The 21,564-nt window shown below is 45.1% G+C and carries 12 protein-coding genes and 1 tRNA gene; 6 read left to right on the top strand and 7 right to left on the bottom strand.

Annotation, left to right across the window (positions count from 1 at the left end; translation table 11 throughout):
- Positions 1-308: 308 nt before the first annotated feature.
- From QUB68_RS10120 to QUB68_RS10135, 4 genes are all read left to right on the top strand, one after another.
- Positions 309-3,125, top strand: coding sequence for a PAS domain-containing sensor histidine kinase (locus tag QUB68_RS10120; RefSeq protein ID WP_442923065.1), 2,817 nt, complete (start codon positions 309-311; stop codon positions 3,123-3,125).
- A gap of 48 nt (positions 3,126-3,173) precedes the next feature.
- Positions 3,174-3,623 carry a response regulator gene (locus tag QUB68_RS10125; RefSeq protein ID WP_332991816.1) on the top strand — a complete coding sequence of 150 codons (450 nt, stop codon included), beginning with the start codon at positions 3,174-3,176 and terminating at the stop codon, positions 3,621-3,623.
- Between the two features lie 146 nt (positions 3,624-3,769).
- A complete protein-coding gene (locus tag QUB68_RS10130) occupies positions 3,770-5,272 on the top strand; it encodes a sensor histidine kinase (RefSeq protein ID WP_332991818.1) in 1,503 nt (500 codons plus the stop codon).
- Positions 5,273-5,398: 126 nt separating this feature from the next.
- A complete protein-coding gene (locus QUB68_RS10135) occupies positions 5,399-6,487 on the top strand; it encodes a hybrid sensor histidine kinase/response regulator (RefSeq protein WP_332991820.1) in 1,089 nt (362 codons plus the stop codon).
- 246 nt (positions 6,488-6,733) lie between these two features.
- On the opposite strand, the gene QUB68_RS10140 is transcribed toward QUB68_RS10135, so the two are convergent.
- The 4 genes from QUB68_RS10140 to QUB68_RS10155 all read right to left on the bottom strand — a co-directional run bounded on the left by QUB68_RS10140 (position 6,734) and on the right by QUB68_RS10155 (position 14,155).
- A complete protein-coding gene (locus QUB68_RS10140) occupies positions 6,734-9,340 on the bottom strand; it encodes a PAS domain S-box protein (RefSeq protein WP_332991821.1) in 2,607 nt (868 codons plus the stop codon).
- Positions 9,337-9,732, bottom strand: coding sequence for a response regulator (locus QUB68_RS10145; RefSeq protein ID WP_332991822.1), 396 nt, complete (start codon positions 9,730-9,732; stop codon positions 9,337-9,339). Before QUB68_RS10145 ends, QUB68_RS10140 begins: the two co-directional genes overlap by 4 nt.
- A 126-nt stretch (positions 9,733-9,858) precedes the next feature.
- Positions 9,859-11,295: a response regulator gene (locus tag QUB68_RS10150; RefSeq protein WP_332991824.1), complete on the bottom strand. Its 1,437-nt coding sequence runs from the start codon at positions 11,293-11,295 to the stop codon at positions 9,859-9,861.
- Entirely contained in the window at positions 11,288-14,155 is a 2,868-nt protein-coding gene (locus QUB68_RS10155) for a hybrid sensor histidine kinase/response regulator (RefSeq protein WP_332991826.1), read from the bottom strand. The genes QUB68_RS10150 and QUB68_RS10155 overlap by 8 nt, the downstream gene beginning before the upstream one ends.
- Before the next feature lie 364 nt (positions 14,156-14,519).
- On the opposite strand from QUB68_RS10155, the gene QUB68_RS10160 reads away from it, so the two are divergent.
- Positions 14,520-14,592: transfer RNA gene (locus tag QUB68_RS10160), tRNA-Arg, on the top strand.
- A gap of 137 nt (positions 14,593-14,729) precedes the next feature.
- On the opposite strand, the gene kaiC is transcribed toward QUB68_RS10160, so the two are convergent.
- The 3 genes from kaiC to QUB68_RS10175 all read right to left on the bottom strand — a co-directional run bounded on the left by kaiC (position 14,730) and on the right by QUB68_RS10175 (position 17,874).
- Positions 14,730-16,292: a circadian clock protein KaiC gene (gene kaiC, locus QUB68_RS10165; RefSeq protein WP_332991828.1), complete on the bottom strand. Its 1,563-nt coding sequence runs from the start codon at positions 16,290-16,292 to the stop codon at positions 14,730-14,732.
- 144 nt (positions 16,293-16,436) lie between these two features.
- The gene (gene kaiB / locus QUB68_RS10170) at positions 16,437-16,751 is read right to left on the bottom strand and encodes a circadian clock protein KaiB (protein ID WP_265233654.1); all 315 of its coding nucleotides are present in this window, start codon (positions 16,749-16,751) and stop codon (positions 16,437-16,439) included.
- A 196-nt stretch (positions 16,752-16,947) separates the two neighbouring features.
- Positions 16,948-17,874 carry a circadian clock protein KaiA gene (locus QUB68_RS10175; RefSeq protein WP_442923068.1) on the bottom strand — a complete coding sequence of 309 codons (927 nt, stop codon included), beginning with the start codon at positions 17,872-17,874 and terminating at the stop codon, positions 16,948-16,950.
- A gap of 396 nt (positions 17,875-18,270) precedes the next feature.
- Between QUB68_RS10175 and QUB68_RS10180 the strand changes: the two genes are divergently transcribed.
- Entirely contained in the window at positions 18,271-21,483 is a 3,213-nt protein-coding gene (locus QUB68_RS10180) for an ATP-binding response regulator (protein WP_332991832.1), read from the top strand.
- Positions 21,484-21,564 lie beyond the last annotated feature (81 nt).

Consider the following 21,564-nt stretch of genomic DNA (forward strand, 5'->3'; position numbering starts at 1 on the left):
TCCATTCGCCGGGAATCTCAACCACGGGCGAATCTTCAACCTGCGGAGGCACGTGAGAGTTTGTGTAAACGCGAATTCCATTCGCCGGGAATCTCAACCACGGGCGAATCTTCAACCTGCGGAGGCACGTGAGAGTTTGTGTAAACGCGAATTTCATTCGCCCGGTCTTCTGTATATTTCTTCAACCTGCGGAGGCACGTGAGAGTTTGTGTCGCCGCGAATTCCATTCGCCGGGTCTTCTGTATATTTCAGAGATTTGAGATAAATTATAAGTTATTGCGTTAAATTCCCCATTCCCCATTCCATTTATGCTTTGGAATTTGTTAAATAACCTATTATTCACCGGGAATTATATTCCTCACGGCCACTGTTACCTTTGGCAGCGAGAGCTAGTCGCGCTGCACATAGTGTCAGACTCTATAATTGCCCTGGCTTACTATTCAATACCGCTATCGCTAATTTATTTTATCACTCAGGGAAAAGACTTGCCCTTTCGCAACATCTTTTGGCTGTTCGCAGCTTTTATTATCTCCTGTGGCACTACTCATATAATGGAAGTTTGGACGCTTTGGCATCCTGTTTATTGGGTTTCTGGCAGTCTGAAAATGATTACCGCCGCAATTTCTGCTTACACCGCTTTTGCATTAATTCCTTTAGTTCCCCAAGCATTAACTCTCGTCAGTCCAACTCAATTAGGGATGATCGATCGCATACTGCAAAAAGAAATCATTGAACGCCGAAAAACAGAAGCTCGCTATCGCACTTTAACTGAAGCTTCGCCGGTGGGAATATTTTATGCAGACGCTTTAGGAGACTGCTTGTATGTCAACGAGCGCTGGTGTCAAATTTCGGGAATGGCTAGCGATGAAGCTTTGGGCAAAGGGTGGTTGCAAGGCATTCATCCAGACGACCGCCAGCGCGTTTTTGCCCAATGGTATAGCGCCGCGCAGCAGAAATTGCCGTTTAAATCTGAGTACCGCTTTCAAGGCATTAATCACACTCAAATCAGTTGGGTATTCGGTCAAGCTGTCGGTCAAATCGGAGAAAATGGGGAGGTTAAAAGTTATGTTGGTACTATTACTGATATTACAGAACGCAAGCAGGTAGAAGATGAAAATCGACTGCTCAATGAAACTCTGGAGCATCGAGTTGCTGAGCGCACTGCTCAAATGGAAATTTCTCACCACAAATTGCCACAAGAAATAGCCTACCGAGAAAGAATTGCGATCGCTTTGTTGGAATTGACGCAACTGCAAAATGCAATTCTTAACAGCGCTCACTACACAATTATTTCTACAGATGCCGACGGTATAATTAAAACATTTAATCGGGCAGCACAGCAACTTTTAGGCTATTCCCCCGAAGAAGTGGTGGGGAAAGTCACGCCAGCAATAATTCACGATCCTTTGGAGGTAGGTAAAAGAGCTGAAGTTCTTTCTCAAGAATTGGGAGTAAAAATAGAGCCGGGAATTGAAGTTTTTATGGCCTTGCCGTGCCGGGGGATAGCTGACGAAAATGAATGGACTTTCATTCGCAAAGATGGTTCGCGGTTTCCGGTACTGTTGTCGGTGACTGCCTTATTTGATAGCAATGGAAATATTACTGGTTTTTTGGGTATCGGTCAGGATATTAGCGATGCCGTGGCGGCAGCTACGCAACGCAAACAAGCTGAAAAAGAGCTCCGAGATCTTACTATTGCCCTGCAAAATGCGGTGGAAGGCATTTCGCGGCTGGACATTGAGGGACGCTACATCAATGTTAACCGAGCTTACGCTCACAGATGCGGTTACGAACCGGAAGAAATGGTCGGCATGGAATGGCCGCTCACCGTACATCCGGGCGATGTTGAGATGATGATCTCAGCTTATCAGGAAATGCTAATTTCTGGCAAAGTAGAAGTAGAAGCTAGAGGCGTCCGGAAAAATGGCTCGTTTTTTTACAAGCAATTAACGATGGTAAAAGCTTGGGATGCACAAGGGATATTTAACGGTCACCACTGTTTTATGAAAGATATCACCGAGCGCAAACTAACTGAAACAGCTTTGCAGGAAAGCGAATTCAAATACAGGCAAATAGTTGAATTAGCAGAAGAAGGTATTTGGGTAATTGACAGCAATGCCCTCACGACTTACGTGAACCACGCAATGGCGCGAATGCTCGGCTATAGTGAATTAGAAATGTTCGGGCGGCCGCTTTTTGATTTCATGGACGAACAGCAAAAACAACAAGCTCTTGATAATGTCGATCGGCGCAAGCAAGGTGTTGGTGAAAAACACGAATTAAAATTCAAAACCAAGGACGGCCAAGATATTTGGACTTATCTTTCTACCAGTCCTGTATTGGACGAGCAGGGTAATCTGCTGTCATGTTGCGCCCTAGTTTACAACATTACAGACCGCAAAGAAGCAGAGCAGCAAATGCTCCAACTTACTACTGATTTGAAGCGTTCCAACGAGGAATTAGAGCAATTTGCTTATGTGGCTTCCCACGATTTGCAAGAACCGCTCCGAGCCGTTACCAGTTACACTCAATTGCTGGCCCAGCGCTATCAAGGAAATTTGGATGCTAAAGCAGATAAGTATATTAATTATATTGTCGATGGCGCTACCAGAATGCAGCAGTTAATTAACGATTTGTTGGCCTATTCGCGCCTGGGAACGAGGGGTCAGCAGTTTGAGCCTGCGGACTGCAACGCTGCTGTGCAGCACAGTTTGTGCAATTTGCAAATTGCGATCGCCGAAAAGAAAGCTGTCATTACCTGCGACGCGATGCCAACCGTGATGGCAGATGAATCTCAACTGGTGCAACTATTCCAAAATTTGATCGCTAACGGCATTAAATTTTGCCGCGAAGATATCCCGTTGATTCAGATCGCTGCCCGCAGACAAGAGGGTGAATGGCTGTTTTGCGTCGCCGATAACGGCATTGGCATCGATCCGGAATATGCCGATCGCATTTTTATCATTTTTAGTCGCCTGCACTCTCGTCGCGAATATTCCGGTACTGGCATAGGTTTGGCGATGTGCAAGCGCATTGTGGAACGCCACGGCGGGCGCATCTGGGTAGAATCTCAGGAAGGAAAAGGAGCGACTTTTTACTTTACTATTCCTATAATTAGTAGCTAAAGCCTTAAAGTTCAATTTTTTTCCTATAATCCAAGGGATACGCCAGTTATGAGCGATCGAAGCACTATGAGACCCGTTGAGATTCTGCTAATTGAGGATTCTCCCAGCGATGCCGATTTGGCAATAGAAGCCCTCGGTCAGGGTAAAATATTGAATAACTTGCATTTTGTCGAGGATGGAGTCGAAGCAATCAAGTTTTTGCGCAGAAAAGCACCCTATCTGGGCGTACCTCGTCCCGATTTGATTTTGCTAGATTTGAATTTGCCCAAAAAAAGCGGTGTTGAAGTGCTAGAAGAAATTAAAAATGACCCAAAGTTAAAATTAATTCCTGTAGTGATTCTCAGCACTTCAGCAGCTCCCGAGGATATTGTCAAGTCCTACTCGCTCCACGCCAACTGTTACATAACCAAACCTGTAGACTTCGTAGAATTTACTAAAGTAGTTAGGTTAATTGAGGAATTCTGGCTCGAAGTTGTCAAACTTCCTGTAAATTATTAATTGATTGAGGATTGGTGGCTGGTGGTGGTGATTGTTCCCAAATAATACCAAATAATAACTTTCAAGTTAAAAATGGCAAGGTCAAGCAAAAAAGTTTAATCTTAGATTTGTAGAGTAAAATTTTTACAGTCAAAAACGTCTGAGCTATGTGGATTAAGATTCTGTTAGTAGAAGACAATCCGGCTGATGCTGATTTGCTTGCAGAACTGTTAGAAGTATCTGCGGGCGTCCAGTGGGAACTGGTGTCGGTTGACTACCTGCACGAGGCGATCGCCCAACTGTGCAAACAATCCTTTGATATAGTCTTGCTAGACCTTTCTTTGCCCGACAGCCACGGTTTGGAAACGCTGACTCGCCTGCAAGAAGTTGCCCCTGATACAGCAATGGTGGTAATGACTGGCTTGGACGATGAGGCGATCGCACTTGACTCTGTTCGCTTGGGAGCCCAAGATTACATTGTTAAAGGTCAAATTACTACTCAATTATTAGTGCGGACGATCCGCTACGCGATCGAACGATCTCAAACATTTCAAATGCTGCGGGAAAGCGAGCGACGTTTTCGGGCGATTTTTGACTCTTCGTTTCAGCTAACCAAACTGCTGACTCCCGAAGGAATCGTGCTGGAAGTGAACGAGACAGCGCTAGAATTTACCGGAATGCGATCGGAGGATATTGTGGGCCACCCCATTTGGGAACAGCCGATTTGGCAACAGTCACCAAATGGCAAACAACAATTAAAAGAAGGGATCGCCAAAGCTGGTATGGGCGAGTTTTTTCGCAGCGAAATCGACTTGTTAGGCAAAAGCGGCCAAATTGTGACAGTTGATTTCTCACTCAAACCTGTTAAAAATGAGACAGGACAAGTTTTGCTGCTGATTGCTGAAGCCCGCGACATTAGCGATCGCAAACGAGCAGAAGCGGAAACTCTCAAAGCCCTCGCACGAGAAAAGGAACTTTCAGAATTGCGAGCTAAATTTGTGACAATGGTTTCCCACGAGTTCCGCACCCCCTTGACAACCATCCAATTTTCGGTTGGATTGCTACAAGATTACAGTTCACAGTGGCCAGAACCGAAAAAATCTACTCATTTTGTGCGGATTCAATTAGCCATCAAACGCATGACAGAGTTATTAGAAGATATCCTCGTAATTGGCAAAATAGAAGCAAATACCTTACATTTTCAACCAATTTCCTTAAACCTCGAAAAATTTTGCCGTCAACTGGTAGAAGAACAGCAGCTCAACGACAGCAACCAACATCCGATCGCCTTTCAACATGAAGGCGGCAACTGCGACGCTCAAATGGATGAAAAACTGCTGCGACAAATGTTGGGAAACGTCCTCTCCAATGCCCTCAAATATTCTCCCGCCGGCAGTACAGTTTCCTTGCAGCTCAACTGTCAAAACCAAGAAGCTGTTTTCCAAGTTCAAGACCAGGGTATTGGGATTCCCCAAGCCGATTTAGAGCGAATCTTAGAAACTTTTTACCGAGCTACAAATGTCGGCAATATTTCGGGAACTGGTCTCGGTTTAGCAATTGTGAAAAGGGCTGTGGAACTTCACGGTGGCAAACTGGCGATCGACTCTCAAGAAGGAAATGGTACAACTTTCACTATTACCTTACCTTTAATTTGCGTTCCCAGCCCATAACAACTAAATTATCAACTATAAACATCCGCCACTTAACCCTCAGTTAACCCCACAAAAAAATAAACTTTTCACCTGTACAAAAACAGAGCTTTTTCAACAAACTACTAGCGACAAGGAGCGACAACCGTGGCAAAAATTTTGGTAATCGAAGACGAAGAATCGATTAGAGAAAATATTTTAGAGTTGCTGGAAGCCGAGAATTTTCAAGGAATTGGAGCGACTAACGGCAAAGTCGGCATCCAACTGGCGATCGCACAAATCCCAGATTTAATTTTGTGCGACATGATGATGCCAGAAGTGGACGGTCACGGCGTTTTCAAAGCTTTGCGCTCCGAACCCCTAACTGCCACAATTCCGTTTATTTTCCTCACAGCCAAAGCCGATAAAAGTGACATTCGCACGGGCATGGAACTGGGCGCAGACGACTATATCACTAAGCCCTGTACGCCGCAAGAACTGCTAAAAGCAATTGCTATTCGACTTGAGAAACACAAAACAATTAGCAGACAGTCTCAAAAAACCCTAGACGAATTGCGCACCAACATTAGTATGTCGCTTCCCCACGAATTGCGCACTCCTTTGAATGCCATTCTGGGTTTTTCCGAGCTCATTATGTCAGAATATCAGGTTTTCGAGGAATCAGACATCTTAGAAATGATCGGTCAAATTAACACTTCCGGTCATCGCTTGTACCGACTGATTCAGAACTTTTTGCTGTATGCAGAACTAGAGATGGCAGCCACAAATCCCGAACTGCTTCTTGAGATGCGCAGCAGCCAATTTAGCTGCGTCAAATCTTTGCTGACTCAAAAAGCGTGGCAACAAGCGAAACAAGTGAATCGAACAGATGATTTACAATTAAACTTGCAGGATTCTTCGGTGGGTATTGATTCTATCAGACTCACAAAAATTGTAGAGGAACTGCTGGACAATGCCTTCAAGTTTTCTGTAGAAGGAACGCCAGTTTTCTTTAGCACTTTCGTGGAAAATCAGACTTTTATTATCTCTGTTAAAGACCAAGGCCGCGGGATGACAGCAGAGCAGATTGCACAGCTACAAGCTTACAGGCAGTTCGATCGCAAAATTTACCAACAAGCAGGTTTGGGATTGGGCTTAGCCATCGTTCAACGCCTTGCAGAATTGCACGGAGGAGAATTTAAAATCGAAAGTTTGCCGCAACAAGAAACAATAGTTTCCGTTTCCCTGCCAGTCTAAATAATAATTACACTGTGCATTTAAATTAGACTTGAATTGCAAAAATAATTAGGACGGGCTCGCGTGCCCATCCCACAAGAAAAAAAATTGTGGGATGGGCACGCCAGCCCGTCCTGAAATTTGATTAAAAGGACTTTTGCAATCTTGTCTATTGTATATTTCAATGCCGTATTCCCTACTCCCCCTCTCCCTTTCTCCCCCTCCCCCTCTCGAACATAACAGACAATTCCAGATGGAGAGCAAAGCTTATGCCGGAGATATTGCCCGTTTCACGCATCGCTGGATATAAATTTGAGCTACCTTATCCCTAGGGTTGATTTGCAGGCACGCCGAAAACAATCTTGTAGCTTCGACATACCTGTCACTATTGTAGAATACCAAACCTTGCTCAAACATTGTCTTTGTCTCTAACTTTTTCTGTCGCAGCTCCGGCGGATCTGCTGCAAATACTTCATAAACCGTTACCATGCGCGATTTACCTTTGACTGCGACGCGATCGATCAATCTAAAATCATAAACATCGGTCAACTGTATAAAAGTATTGTGAGTAATTAACATCGAAACTCCATACTCTTTTGTCAAATTTTCCACGCGGGAGGCTAAATTTACCGCATCGCTAATCACCGTGCTATCCATGCGACTTTGGCCGCCAACCGTGCCTAACATCAAAGAACCCGTATTGATGCCAATGCCAATTTGCAGCGGCGGGCGATCGGGCAGACTGCGACTACTATTATACTCGTTAAGCTGTTCTAGCATCGCAATTCCCGCTTTCACAGCATCGTCCGCACTGCCATTAAACAGCGCCATAATCGCATCGCCAATGTATTTATCAATAAACCCAAAATTTTCCGTAATTGCAGGTTCCATCCGCGACAAATAAGCATTGATAAATTGAAAATTTTCTTGGGGAGTCATAGTTTCAGAAAGAGCAGTGAAATCGCGAATATCTGAAAACAGCACCGACATTTCCTTCTGTACCTGATCGCCTAATTTTACCTCCAAAATACTTTCATATCCCAGAAAGTGGAGAAATTCGTGCGGCACGAATCGCCCGTAAGCATCTGTTAATTTTTCTTCCGCTGCTAAAGCTTTTTCCAACTCGTCTGTGAATTGGCGGCGCTCGGTTTCTACCTCTTGACGCTCTGTGATATCTTGAAAAGCTGCGATCGCGTAAACTATGTTTTTCCGTTCGTCGTAGATTGGAGTCGCCCAAATCTCGATCGGCACAATCCTCTCCGGGCGGTGAATTTCCGCATCGTCAGCGTGCACCACTTCTCCCCGCAGCGCCCGCGTAATCGGCTGCATTTCGCCCGGATACAGCTCATTAGTTCCGGCGCAGTAAATTTGATAAACTTCCGGCAAAGTGCTACAAACAACATCAGAAACCAAGCCTTGGCCCAGTATTTTCTCAGCCCAAGAATTCATGTAGCAAGGTTTCCCCATACCATCTACCACAAATATACCCACCGGCACCGCTTCCAGCAATTGAGTCAGCCGATTTTCGCTTTCTAACAGCGCTTCATTTAATTTTTCTTCAGCCACCAAAGCTTTTTCCAAATCATTCGTAAACCTCAGCCGTTCCACATCTACCAATCTTCGCAAAGTAATATCCTCAGCAAAACCCTGATAGTAAAGCACCTCACCGCTAGCATCAAAAACAGTGCGCGCATCCTCAGAAATCCAAATAATACTGCCATCTCGGCGGTAAACTTCCGACTCAAACTCAGACACAGTACCGTACTGTTCCATCAGGGCAAAAAACTCTTGACGGCGGTGCGGTTGCACGTACAATTGTCGCTGAATATCATTAACAATTGCCATCAATTCTTCAGGAGAATCATACCCATAGATTTGAGCCAGAGCAGGATTAGCACTGATCAAAGTTCCGTCAGGTGCAGTCTGAAAAATACCCTCAAGAGCATTTTCAAATATCCGGCGATACTTCTCTTCAGCTTGCACCAGCGCTGCTTCAGCTTGCTTCCGTTCCGTAATATCAGTAAAAGCAATAATCCCGTAGGAAATATCCCCGAGAGAATCATAAATAGGAGTCGCCCAACTTTCCACCGGAATAATCTTGTTACCCGTCCGAATTTCTACTCCCTCAGTCCGCACATTTTCGCCCCGCAGCGCCTGCATAATTGGCAATTCTTCCACAGGGCATCTCTGATTAGTTCCAGTTTTATAGAATTGATAAATTGCCGCTTTCTGCTCCGAATTAATATGCGGCACAGTGCCTTTACCAAATACCTCCCGCGCCTTCTGATTTGCGTAAAAAGATTGACCGTTCGCATCCAACACGCACACGCCCAACGGCATAGCTTCCAGGTATTGCGTCAACCGACTTTCGTTTTCGTGGAGTTTGGCAATCAGCATCGCCTGCTTGCGACTTAATTTTGCCAACTCCTGATTCATATCCTGAAGTTCTACTTGTTTTTCAGCTAATTGTTTGTCTTGAAAATATTTGTATATTGCCTCAGTAACAGTTAATTTCAAGTCATCAGATTGCCAAGGTTTAGCTATATATCGGTACAATTTAGCATAGTTAATCGCATTGGCTACCGCCTCCAAATCCGCCTGCCCCGTCAGCATAATCTTGAGAGAGTGCGGCGAGATAGCATGAACGCTCCTTAATAGCTCGTCTCCTTTCATGTTAGGCATGATATGATCGGAAATAACCAAAGGAACTTCATACTGTTCTGCTAAAAGTTCCGACAGCAACTCCAAAGCTTCTTCGCCGCTTTGGGCAGTTTCAATTAAATATTTATCTTCAAAGGCTTTTAGCAAGTCTATTTCCAGACTATCGAGTATAGTCGGCTCATCATCGACACAAATAATGACGGGTTTTTTCATAAATTTGCTAGACCAGACTTAATGGCTTCAATTAATTCTTGACTGCGCCAAGGTTTTTGTATAAAAGCATGAAGATTGGCTTGAGTTTTTGTGCGTTCGATTGCTTCTGGGTCTGCTTGTCCCGTCAACATCACTGTCACAATTTGCGGATATTTTTGATGAATTTTAATCAGCAACTCATCTCCTTTCATTCCGGGCATCAACCAATCAGACACAATCACTAGAATGTTAACCTCATCTTCACATAGCTCTGCAATAATTTCCAGTGCTTCGGCAGCACTTTCAGCAAATTCGCAAAGATATTTACCGTTAAAGGCCTGTTGCAGTTCAATTTCCAGACTCTCCAACACCGCTACTTCATCGTCAACACACAAAATTGCTGGTTTAGACATTGCTAGTTTCCTCATTTAGTCTGGCAGGGCAAACCCAATGGGTAAGCACACCGTTTTCCAAATTCTACATTCCGCGCCGGTAGACTGCAAATTTTTAGCCCCAGACTTCAGTCTGGAGCGCTTTACCTACTCAGTTAAATTAATCGGCAAAGACACTGTAAATGCAGTTTGACCTGGCACCGACTCCACCTCAATTTTACCCTGATGTTTTTCAATGATTTTTTTGACAATATCCAATCCTAACCCGCTGCCTTCTCCCGCAGGTTTGGTAGTAAAAAACGGCTCAAAAATTTTCGGCAAAATCTCAGGTGGAATCCCTTTACCACTGTCGGTAATTTTTAACACAACGTTGGTATCTTGTTGTGCTGCGTCAACGGTTAAAGTTCCTTGATTGTCCATCGCTTGTAAGGAATTGTGAATTAAATTTGTCCAAACTTGATTTAGTTCGTCAGGATAACACAGTACAGTTGGTAACTGATTTTGATAATTTCTGACTATTTCCACTCCTTGCTTTAGCTGGTTCTGATAAAGAGTTAATACAGTTTCAATTCCCTCGGTAATATTCACCTGTATTTTTTGGCTATTCACATCGTAACGCGCATAATGTTTCAGGGCAAAGACGACTTTAGCAGCGCGTTCTGTAGCGGTAGCGATGGTTCTGGCGCTTCTGTGAATGCTAGCAAATTCGTAGGCGGTTTTGATAATATTTTCGCTTTCAGGGTCTTTGAGCAACGGCAAGAATTCTTGCAGATTTCCCTGCAATCCGATATTGACTAAAATGCTAGCAAGGCTGTCAGCATTGTCAATCCCTTCCGCATCTAATTGCTGCTTCAGCCCTTTTTTTAATTCCCGTTTTTCTCGCGTAGATAAAGAGTAAGTTTGTTGGCGGGAACTGTACATCAAACTCAAAAAATCATGCTGACGTTCATCTGAAAGTTCTTTGAAAAAAACTGGCAAACTTTCAAGATTGTTATCCAAAAAACTGGTAATATTGCCAATGGACGATCGGATCGCCCCCAGCGGCGTATTAATTTCGTGAGCAATGCCCGCAATCAGTTGCCCTAATGCAGCCATTTTTTCCGATTGAACTAATTGATTTTGTGTTGCTTGCAGTTGGTCTAAAGTGACTGTCAGTTCCTCGTTTTTCTGTTGGAGTTTTTTTTGCAACTGGCACATTGCTAAATGCGTTTCTACCCTAACTAGAACCTCTTCCACCTGAAAAGGTTTGGTAATATAATCTACCCCGCCGACAGCAAAGGCTTTGACTTTATCTAGCACGTCATTAATCGCGCTAATAAAAATCACTGGAATGTCGCGAGTGCGTTCATCAGCTTTGATTTTTTCGCAAACTTCATACCCATTCATTTCGGGCATCATAATATCCAGCAAAATCAAATCGGGCGGCATTCCTTTGGCGGCCGAAAGCGCTAACTCGCCACTAGGTACGGGGCGGACTTTATAGCCCTTGCCATTCAAAATTCCGGCTAGCAGCCGCAAATTAGCTGGGGTGTCGTCAACTACTAAAATATTACCGCGATCGGTGCTAGGAATGTCGTTATTCATGTGAGCTTGCTTGAGAGATTAACTTTAAAACTTTGTCGTACTCGAAATTTTCTATACAATTGGCGATCGCACCAGCGGTTACTGTATCCTTTAATCTAATTTGCTCGATCGCACTTTCAATGAAATCCATATCTGCATTCAGTATTGCCAGCTTTAAATCAGCTACCAGCGACTCAGGCAATTTCATAAAGTCAGCCGCAGTCATTTCGCGATCGCGCTCTTGGATTACCGATAAGTTAGCTTGACCCGGATCTTCATAAATATAGCGCACTCCGATGTGTTTGTGCATAGCATCGAAAATATCCGCTTCCCGGAAAGGTTTCCGCATAAAAGCATCGCAGCCCGCCGACAAAATAACTGCCCGTTCTTCCTCCAAAACGCTCGCAGTCAGTGCAATAATAGCAGTAGCTTGACCTTTAATAGTGCCTTTAATTTGTTTTGTTGCTTCGTAGCCATCCATCACGGGCATTCTCATGTCCATCCAAATTAAATGCGGCTCCCAACAGTCCCAAATGTCAAGAGCTTCTTGACCGTTAGTAGCTTCTTTAAGGTCAAAACCCAGAGGATTGAGCAGTTTAATTAACAGTTGGCGATTGAGCGGTTTATCGTCTACTATCAAAATTCGATAGGGGTGTTGATTTGGTTCTAAGCCAATCACATTGCGAATCAGTTTTGGGGCTTCAATATCAGCCACATCGACAGCAATAACTTGAATGTCAAATGTAAAATTAGTCCCCTTACCGACAGCAGAACTGACGCTCACTTCGCCCCCCATTAATTCCACAAACTTGCGGCTAATTGGCAATCCCAAGCCTGTACCTTCTTGCGAATCTTTGCCTGTCTGGGTTTGCACGAAAGCTTCAAAAAGATTGTCTAATTCATTGGCAGCAATACCGGGGCCAGTATCTTCGACTTCAAAATCAAGGAAGAAGGAAGAGACAGAAGCTGAATAGTCATTTTTTGTTGCATAACTCGCGTTCTCTGAGTGAGTTAATTGGGATGTTTTAAGATTAATACTTGCTGAACTTTCTGTATTCTTTGATTCTTCTGACAGCTCATTTTTTTCGCCTTCTGCCTGGTGATTTTCACCTGAAGAATGCTTGCTTACTCTGACCGAAATACCGCCCTCATTAGTGAATTTAAGAGCGTTATTGAGCAGGTTAATCAAGATTTGCCGCAACTTTAACTCGTCAGTTTCTACGTACTGCGGAACGTCGGGACTGTGAGTAAAAACTAACTGCAAGTGCTTGTCATCTGCTTTAAGTTGAAACATATCTTCCAAGTCGTTGAGCAGGCGATAAAGATCGAATTTCTTGGGATTGAGGGTGGTGCGCCCCGATTCAATTTTAGATAAATCGAGGACGTTATTAATCAGGGTGAGCAGGTGTTCTCCGCTGCTGCTAATTATGCTAATATTTTCTTGATGTTCTGGGGATAGGGTTTGGCTGCGAGTCATCAGTTGGGAAAAGCCGAGAATTGCATTCAGGGGCGATCGCAATTCGTGACTCATATTAGCTAGAAACGTACTTTTAGCTTGATTCGCTACTTCCGCTTTGTCTTTAGCTACAGCCAATTCGGCAGTCCGCTCTTGCACTCGGTGTTCTAAAGTTTCAAAAGATTGTTGCAGTTGTTGAGCCATGCTGTTAAATGACTTGGCTAATTCCCCCAATTCGTCGGAGCGTTTGCTTTCTACTGTGGTGTCCCATTCACCTTTAGCAATATTTTTTGCTGCTGTATTTAAGCGCAAAATAGGATTTGTCACCCACCGAGATGTCAGAATGCCGATAACTACAGCTACTCCTAAAGCTGCCAAACAAAGCAAAATCGCTATGCGGGTATTGGCATCGATTTGTTCTGTGAAGTCTGCTTCGGGAACCACTACCACAATCAGCCAGTCTAAACCTTTGCCATCTTGAAACGGCAGGACTTTTAAAAATTGTCGTTTGCCATCTATTTCAAATTTCAATAACTCAGATTTTTTAATTTGGTTTAAGTTGTGAAACTGTGCTGTCAAATATTTAGCTGTAGCTTGAGTAAAAGGGTTGCTGCTTTCTGCTACTTTAAACAATTGTTTTTCATTGCCACGAGTGCGAAACGGTTTTTCGGGGGTGGAAGTTGCTAATAAAGTGCCTTGGCGATCGATAATAAATGTTTGACCGGATTTGCCAACTTTGAGACTGTTGAGAAATCTTCCCAGATGATCGAGACGCAAGGCTGCAAATAATACTCCTTCTAGTTCATTTTTGTCGCTGTATACGGGCTGGCTAGCGCTGATGAGTAATGTCGGTTCTAGTAAGGAAATAAAAACCGAAGTCCAACTAGGTTTACCTGCCTTTACTGCACTTTTGTAGGCGGGATGTTCTCTGTTACTAAAGTTTTTGACAACGGTGACAACTGTGGTGCGATCGCCTCGCTCGTTCGTATTGTAAGAATAAAAATTTGCTCCAGTAGATTTCTCAACCACATTCATCGTTCGGGAGCCGTTAGACAGTTGTTCTCCGGATCTATAATCTCCATTCTCGTTGCCAATAGATGTAAAATTGATATAGGGATATAATTGTACTTGGCGCCAAAGATATTTCTCCCAAGCTGATAAATTTTCCATTTTTAACAACCCGAGCTTGACAGTATCCAGCTTGCTTTGATTGATTTGATGGGGAGTTGTCAGGTAAACTTCTAGGTTTTGCTCGACACGCAAACTCACCTCGCTCATTAACTGACTGGCCAGATTATTAACTGCTTGTTGTCCGTTTCTAAAAGAAAGATATCCTACGAGTCCCACGGTTCCCACGATTTGCACTACAAATGGAACTATGAGAACAGTTCGCAGCGGTAATTTATCTAAAATTTTAGAAACCATAAGATTCAGAGGTTTGGTGAACTTAGCCTAGAACCCTTATTGCAGAGTTTGCCTTAACAGGAGCGCTATCTAATGCCGAGCTAGCTAAAGGAATTCCTGTACGCCACATTAGCCGTAGTAGATGCTGAACCCCGATCGCACATCAACCTAATTTTTGCTAGATTAAAGTTTATTATTTTACCCATTGTCGTATTATTTGGCCGATTTAGGCAAAATTTGCAGTCTCTGGCTGCGAGAACTGTCTGATACCTGCGGTTGCGGGCGAGTACAACCCGCATCGGCCAAGGGATTTCGAGGCAGGCGATCGAATTTGCTCGATCGACTAGCCATTTTCGACAAGACGTGTTATACTCAAAAAAGTCGAGGGCACGTAGCTCAGTGGATAGAGCATCAGGTTCCGGTCCTGAGGGTCGGGGGTTCAAATCCCTCCGTGCTCATTTAAGTTAATCAAAAGATCGATCGCGATCGATCTTTTTTAATGACCAATTGTTAAGAAGTGATGGCTTTATGGGCGAACTCACACCACAGCGGTGCGCGGTGCGCGCCGCGCCACCTACAAGCATACTGTTCACTATTAAATATCGTCATCGTTTTGACCTTGCACCCCCTGGAGAATCCGCGATAACTCACTCTTCTCATTAACCGTAATCCGAGTCGGAGAACCGCTGATAATCCGTTCGTAACCGCGGAACGAATCTTTAATTTGCGGGCCATTTTCAGTAATTGTATATTCCCGAATCCCTTTATCGTGCCACGAACCGCGCATCTTAAAAACATTAAGTGCCCGCGACATTTCGCCTCGAATCTCTACATACTGAAGCATGAGAATCGTGTCAGTAATCGTAGAAATATGGGAGTCAGTAATCGAATTAGAACCCATAAACTGATCGCTGGTATTCGTGAAAAAGCCAGTAATTTCTTCCTGCTTCGCAAAGCCTGTAACCCCGATCACAAATTGCCGGAAAGCATTATTGCTGACACCTCTAGCTAAAGCCGAAAGCGAGTCTATCGCAATTCGAGAAGGTTTGAATTCAGCAATTTCTGATTTAATCATCTGCAAATGGTCTTCCAAACCCGCAGATTCCGGGTAAGCGCACAGCAGTTTCAGCAATCCTTTTTGTTCCATTTCCTCAAAATCAATGCCCCAAGAATAAGCATTGCGGAACAACTGAGCCCGCGATTCTTCATAGGCAAAAAGCAGCGCTCGATTGCCGTTCATACAAGCATTCTGCAAGAATTTGCTCACCAACAACGTTTTGCCGGTTCCCGTCGCACCCGTAGCCAAAATAATCGAGTCTTTAAAGAAACCGCCGCCGCACATCTCGTCGAGAATTTTATCGCCCGAAGAAACCCGCACGTTAGAAGACTTTTGAGTTAATCGCATCGCCCCCAAGGGGAAAATATTAATGCCGTCATTCGTCATAGTAAAAGGATATTCGCCCTTCATGTGAGTTGTACCGCGCAACTTCAAAATTTCGATGGTGCGGCGGCGGCGTTCCCCTTCCAAAACGTTGCGAACAATTACTACATTATCCGACACAAATTCTTCGACTCCAAACCGCGCCACCGGGCCGTATTCTTCGACTCGTTCGGTAGTCATAACTGTAGTTGCGCCTACTTGTTTGAGGCGCGCAACTAAGCGAAAGATTTCTCGGCGCACCACAGATGCAGCTTCGTACTGCTGAAATACTGCTGTCACCGAATCTATAGAAACGCGCTTGGCTTTGTACTTGCGAATGGCGTACTGAATTCGCTCGATTAAGGCAGATAAATCGAAATTTCCCACGATATCCTGACCTTCTGGATCGGGGGAAGCGTCTAAAATAAATAGCTTGCCTTCGTCGATTAACCGTGCCAAATCCCAACCGAAACTGCAAGCATTTTTAATAATATCTGCTGGAGATTCTTCAAAAGTTACGAGCACTCCAGGTTCGTCAAAATGGGTGATTCCGTTATAGATAAATTGTACGGCAAATAATGTTTTTCCGGTTCCTGACGTGCCGCTGACTAGGGTGGTTCTGCCAATGGGCATTCCGCCGTGACTGATGTCATCGAAACCCTCAATCATGGTGCGAATTTTTTCAACTCCTGCCGTTACAAATCCTTCTGGTTGCAGCGTTTGACTAATTTCATTCATTTCGATTTTTGTCAATTGTCAGTATTCTTTAGTTGTGAGTCATTAACCGCAGCTCATGAGTCTTTGTACTCAATTTTTAGTTTGGGCTGTTGCTCAATAACTAATGACTGCGGACTGCGGACTAATTACTGTCACCTGATTGTCTTATGAATTCAGGTCTTCTTCGCGGAGTTCTTCATAGAGCAAATCTAATCCTATCAGAACTTTCTCGCGATCGGACAAATCGCCTATAATTTTTCGCACCGGTGGCGGCAGGATTTTCGCCAGCGTCGGAGTTGCTAAAATTTTGTCCTCTTCTGCTAGCTGAGGATTTTTGAGAACGTCAATGACTTTCAGGGCGTATACTCCTTGAAATTCTTGTTCTAGGATGTCTTTTAGGGTTTTCAAAGCTCGCACTGAGTTGGGAGTATTCCCCGCAACGTACAGCTTCAGAATGTAGGTTTTCTTTAGAGGACTCATGAACTTTTTTAAATGTTGAGTATTCGTTGTCAGATGTTAGTTGTAGTTGTTATTTGTCTTAAATCCGCTATTCTTTGTTATTTTATAATAATTTCAGGTTCTCGATCGCCCTGCGTTCAGTCTTCTGCTTTCTGCTTGGTTAAATTCTACCTTCTAGATTCTGCTTGCTTAAATTCGGCGGTTTGCCTTCTAGCTTCTACCGTAGGGGTTCTTTCGGGATGGATCGCCTGTACATCTCGCATAGATGGGCGATCGCGTCAATCAGAGTCAAGCGGTAATCGAGCAATATTTCCTCGCTGCGCCCTTCTAGTTTGAGCTGTTTAGCAAATTCGTCCATCAATCCCATGTGAATTTCTACAACTTGAGTCACGGGAACGTCAGCAAAAAAAGCCAAATTCACAAATTCATCTATTTGATTGTTGACCGCAGTATCTTCAGCAAAATAATTTAAAACGATTTCGCGATAACTTGACTTGAGTTGCTCTAAGAACTTTTGCTTCTCTGGGCTTGGCAGATTTCGCAAAAAAATCTGGGAATTTCTTTGATAATACACAGCTAAGTATCCTAATCGCTCCCGTAATTTTTCCGCAAGCCGGCGCTGATGTCGGCTTAGCAAACTTTGAGCAGTCAATTGGGCTGTCGCATCGACCATTGCGGATTGGTCGTTGATAGGAACCGGAGTTGAAAGTTTCAGAAATTGGGCGATCGCCCGATCGATACTTGCAGCTATTTCAGTCGATCGATTGATCGCCAGTTGCACCTCAGCCGGGTGATAAAAAAAAGCACAACTTTGCTCTTGACTCTTCTGGGATCTACTGGCTGCGGCCTCAAAACCATCCGAAGGTGGTGCTTCGGGCCTTCCATCCTCCCCCGGCTGGGGCGAAAAAATTACAGTAGGCAAAAAAAGCGATCGTGCTTGCAGTTTGCTCAGAAGCGATCGCAAATCCCGATCTACCTCAACAACCAAACAATCGACGTGGTTATTGTGCTTCAGGAATCCCAAAAACTCCACTGCTGACTTAAGATGCGTTAAAGTATAGCGATCGCTCCTCAAAAGCTCGATCGCACAGCCTGCGATTTTCTCAGAATGGACAAAAATACCGATCGACAGTTGGGGAAGCAAAGCTATAGGTAAACCAGCCAAGTTGCTCGAAAGTGCTGGAGCGCTCAGAGTTGATATCTCCTTTACAAAAGATTTAATATTTTAACAATTATTGCAACATTTACTGTAACCAATCTTAACAGCAAAATTGGTGACAACCTTTAAACAGAGGGATAATTAAACTGTAATCCTCTGCTCTTGCGTCAAGCACCCTAAGCCTGATTTCTGCAATTAAGCTTAAGGCTTAAAATAAGTGCTAGTCGCCTCAAATCATTTGCAGGCATAGAACTCGCAGGTCTGGGCGCTGATCCCTGCCCTGATAGCGAACTGATATAAAACAAATAAGATTAAAAAATCCGCAGCTACATTCGGTATCAAAGATATTACTGCTATTGATAGCAGACTCTCAGGTTTGTTATGCCAACCACCAGCCCCAGTCTCAAGAATTTTATCGAGCCAGTGCCGCTGTGCCAACCCACGGCGGCACTCGAATCGCTGCGGTCAATTTTCAGCCAGGGCAATTGCGATCGAGTCGCAGTAGTCAACGAACACCTACAGCCCCTGGGATTAGTTTACCTGCGCAGCCTTTGGGCCAGCGCCGCGGATGATCGCACAAACGACTGGGAACAACCTTTGTCGGAAAGCTCGATCGCGATCGAGCCGATCAGAATAGTATCGGCCGCTTTGAGCATCAGTGAATTCTGGGAATACCTGCAAACAGAAGAACTTAACACCCCAAACCACAGCCAAACCATCAGCGGTTTCTCCAAAAGCCCGATCGGTCTGACAGATGCCAGCGGTCAATTTTTAGGACTGTTAGACAGCCTGAGCCTACTGCAATTCGCCGCAAACAGCAGCCTGACAACACAGCCAACAGCAGTCAAAGAAATCGAATTAATACCCGTTTCCGCAGCCATCGCCACCGCCCTTGGCGCTCAAGTGCACTTTCTCGAAGCTGGATTGAAGCCCTCGGAAAACCTCAACTCCCTAGTCCAACTGCTGGAAAAACTGCCCCTACCCCTGAGATTGCAAACCCCCAGCGGACAGATAGTCAGTCAAAACGCATCGTGGCGGATTTTGCTGGGAGCAGGCCCAGAACCAATTCCAGAACCAGCAGCAAATTTGGGCAAACACTCGCCCCACAAACCAAGCCATCTCACAACAGAATACACGAGTGCGCAGGTAGAAGCGATCGCCTCTGAGTGCAAGAGCTTAGTAGGAGTAGCTCGATCGGGCGATGGACTGCGGGATAGCTTCGCCGCGCGTGATTCAACAGCCGCCACCAGTTGCTCCCTACCCCTGTACGCAGCCGCCTGCCCCTCAACCTTAACCGCTCCAGCTTGGTGCCCCAGCGCCGGCAAACCAGACACCTACACTTGCGATTGTCCCGTACAAAAAGGTCAACAACGGATCTGGCAATTTGTCAAGCAACCGCTGTCGGACAACCTAATTTTAGTCATGGGACAAGATGTCACCGAAGAACATTTAGTCGCCAAAGAACTAGCAGCCAAAAACGCAGATTTAATTCATCTAAACCGACTCAAAGATGAATTTTTATCCTGCATCAGCCACGAACTAAAAACCCCGCTCACAGCCGTTCTCGGTTTGTCCAGCCTGCTCAAAGATAAATTAATCGGAGAACTTAACGATCGCCAAACACGCTACGCCAAACTAATCCATAAAAGCGGGCGGCATTTGATGACAATAGTGAACGACATTTTAGACTTGACCCGCATGGAAACCGGGCAGCTAGAACTAATTCCCGAACCAGTCGAAATAGCAGCCACTTGCAAAAGAGCCTTTGAACAAGCAAAACAACTGCAAAAAGAAGAAAAATTCCCTCCCCAGCCGAGCAAAAAAAACGACGAAACAAACGCAGAACCCTCCGCAGAAATCGAATTTACACTCGAAATAGAACCGGGACTGAGCTATTTAGTTGCCGACGAACTGCGGCTGCGGCAAATGCTCGTCAATCTGCTTGCCAACGCCCTAAAATTCACCGCAGCGGGCGGCAAAATCGGCTTGAAAGTAAATGTTTGGGAAGGCTGGATTGCATTCACAGTTTGGGATACTGGCATCGGCATCCCCGCCGACAAACAGCACCTGATCTTTCAGAAATTCCAACAGCTAGAAAGTACCATGACTCGCCGATTTCAAGGAACCGGACTGGGACTGGTATTAACTCAACGCCTCGCCCGTCTCCACGGCGGAGATGTTTCGTTTATTTCCTCAGAAAATCAAGGCTCTGAATTTACCTTGCTGCTGCCGCCAAATCCTCCGGGAAATAGCGGGGAAGAATCGCCATCAGGTACAGCCACCGAGGGAGAATTATTACAACCAAAATATCAAACTCCGATCGCCAATTCTCGCTCTCGCTTAGTATTAATAGTCGAAGCAGTTCCCAAATATATCGAAGACTTAACCAACGTCCTCTCCGGTTTGGGCTACCAAGTAATAGTCGCCCGTTCCGGCACCGAAGCGCTGGAAAAAGCCCGCAGGTTCAGTCCCGAAGCGATTTTCCTCAACCCGCTGCTGCCGCTGCTGTCCGGTTGGGACGTGCTGACGCTGCTCAAGAGTGACCCGGATACCCGATCGATACCGGCGATCGTCACAGCCACCAGAGGCGAAAAAGAACGGGCCAGTGTCAACCGAGCCGAAGGCTTTTTGAGCTTGCCGGTGGAAGAACCCGCTTTGCGGCGGCTGCTGGCAGACTTGATCGGCCACAGTAATGCCAGTACCAGCAAAGTGAGGAGTTCTTTAACCGTGTTGTGGCTCAGCCCGCAAAACAGTTCCTCTCAAGGCTCCGCTTTACTGCTAAACCCCACCTACTGCCGGGTTTTAGAAGCAGATGACCTCGGCCAAGCAGAACTCGTAGCGCGAATTTGGCGGCCTGATGCGATCGTCTTGGACAGTACAAGTCAACTGCAAAACCCCTTAGCTTTCATCGAACAGTTAAGTCAGTCTCGAAATTTGGGTGATCTCCCCTTAGTAACTTTAGACTCTGCAACCACGCAACTAGCAAATCAAGTCAAAGGATTGTCGGTATTTCCCTGTTTGGCAGCCAGCAGTCCCGATGGCACCGGGTTGGTAGCTTCTGCGTTGTGGCAAGTGATTCAAGTAGCTGCTGGCATGAGTTGGAAGCCCAGCATTTTGTTTGCCGACATTTCGAGTTTACCGGACTTGCACCGCGCGGCTTCGGGGAATGCGACGGGAGAATTGGAGAATGGCGATCGATCGACAAATGCCGAGATTCCCATTGCCAATTCCCAGTTTTCTACTCCCAACTTTCAAGCTTTAATTCAGTACATCCAAACCGCAGGATTCCGAGGGGCGATCGCCCCCTGTTGGACAGAAGTTTTGCAGCAGTTACAATATCAAAGCGTTGACTTAGTGTTGCTGTGCTTGCGAGATTCCCCCTCAGCATCGCCCCCCATGTTGCAGGCGCTATCGAACCTGCGGCAAATGGCAGTACAACTGCCGATTTTAGTCTGGGATTATCGGTCTGCTGTAAATTCCGAATCCCAGGCGATCGACTTTTTGCTGCAAGAAGTATCTGCCAAAATTTTGCCTTCTTCCTTGTCAGCAGCACAATTGTTAGACAAAATTCAACAGACTTTATTAACTCATTGAAGTTGATTGGGCAGTTAACATTTGTTATCTTCAGTCCGCGGAGGCGGACATGGTTTGTGTAGACGCGGTTTCAACCGTACG

Origin of the sequence: Microcoleus sp. A006_D1 (genome assembly GCF_036702805.1) — a bacterium.
Taxonomy (GTDB): Bacteria; Cyanobacteriota; Cyanobacteriia; order Cyanobacteriales; family Microcoleaceae; genus Microcoleus.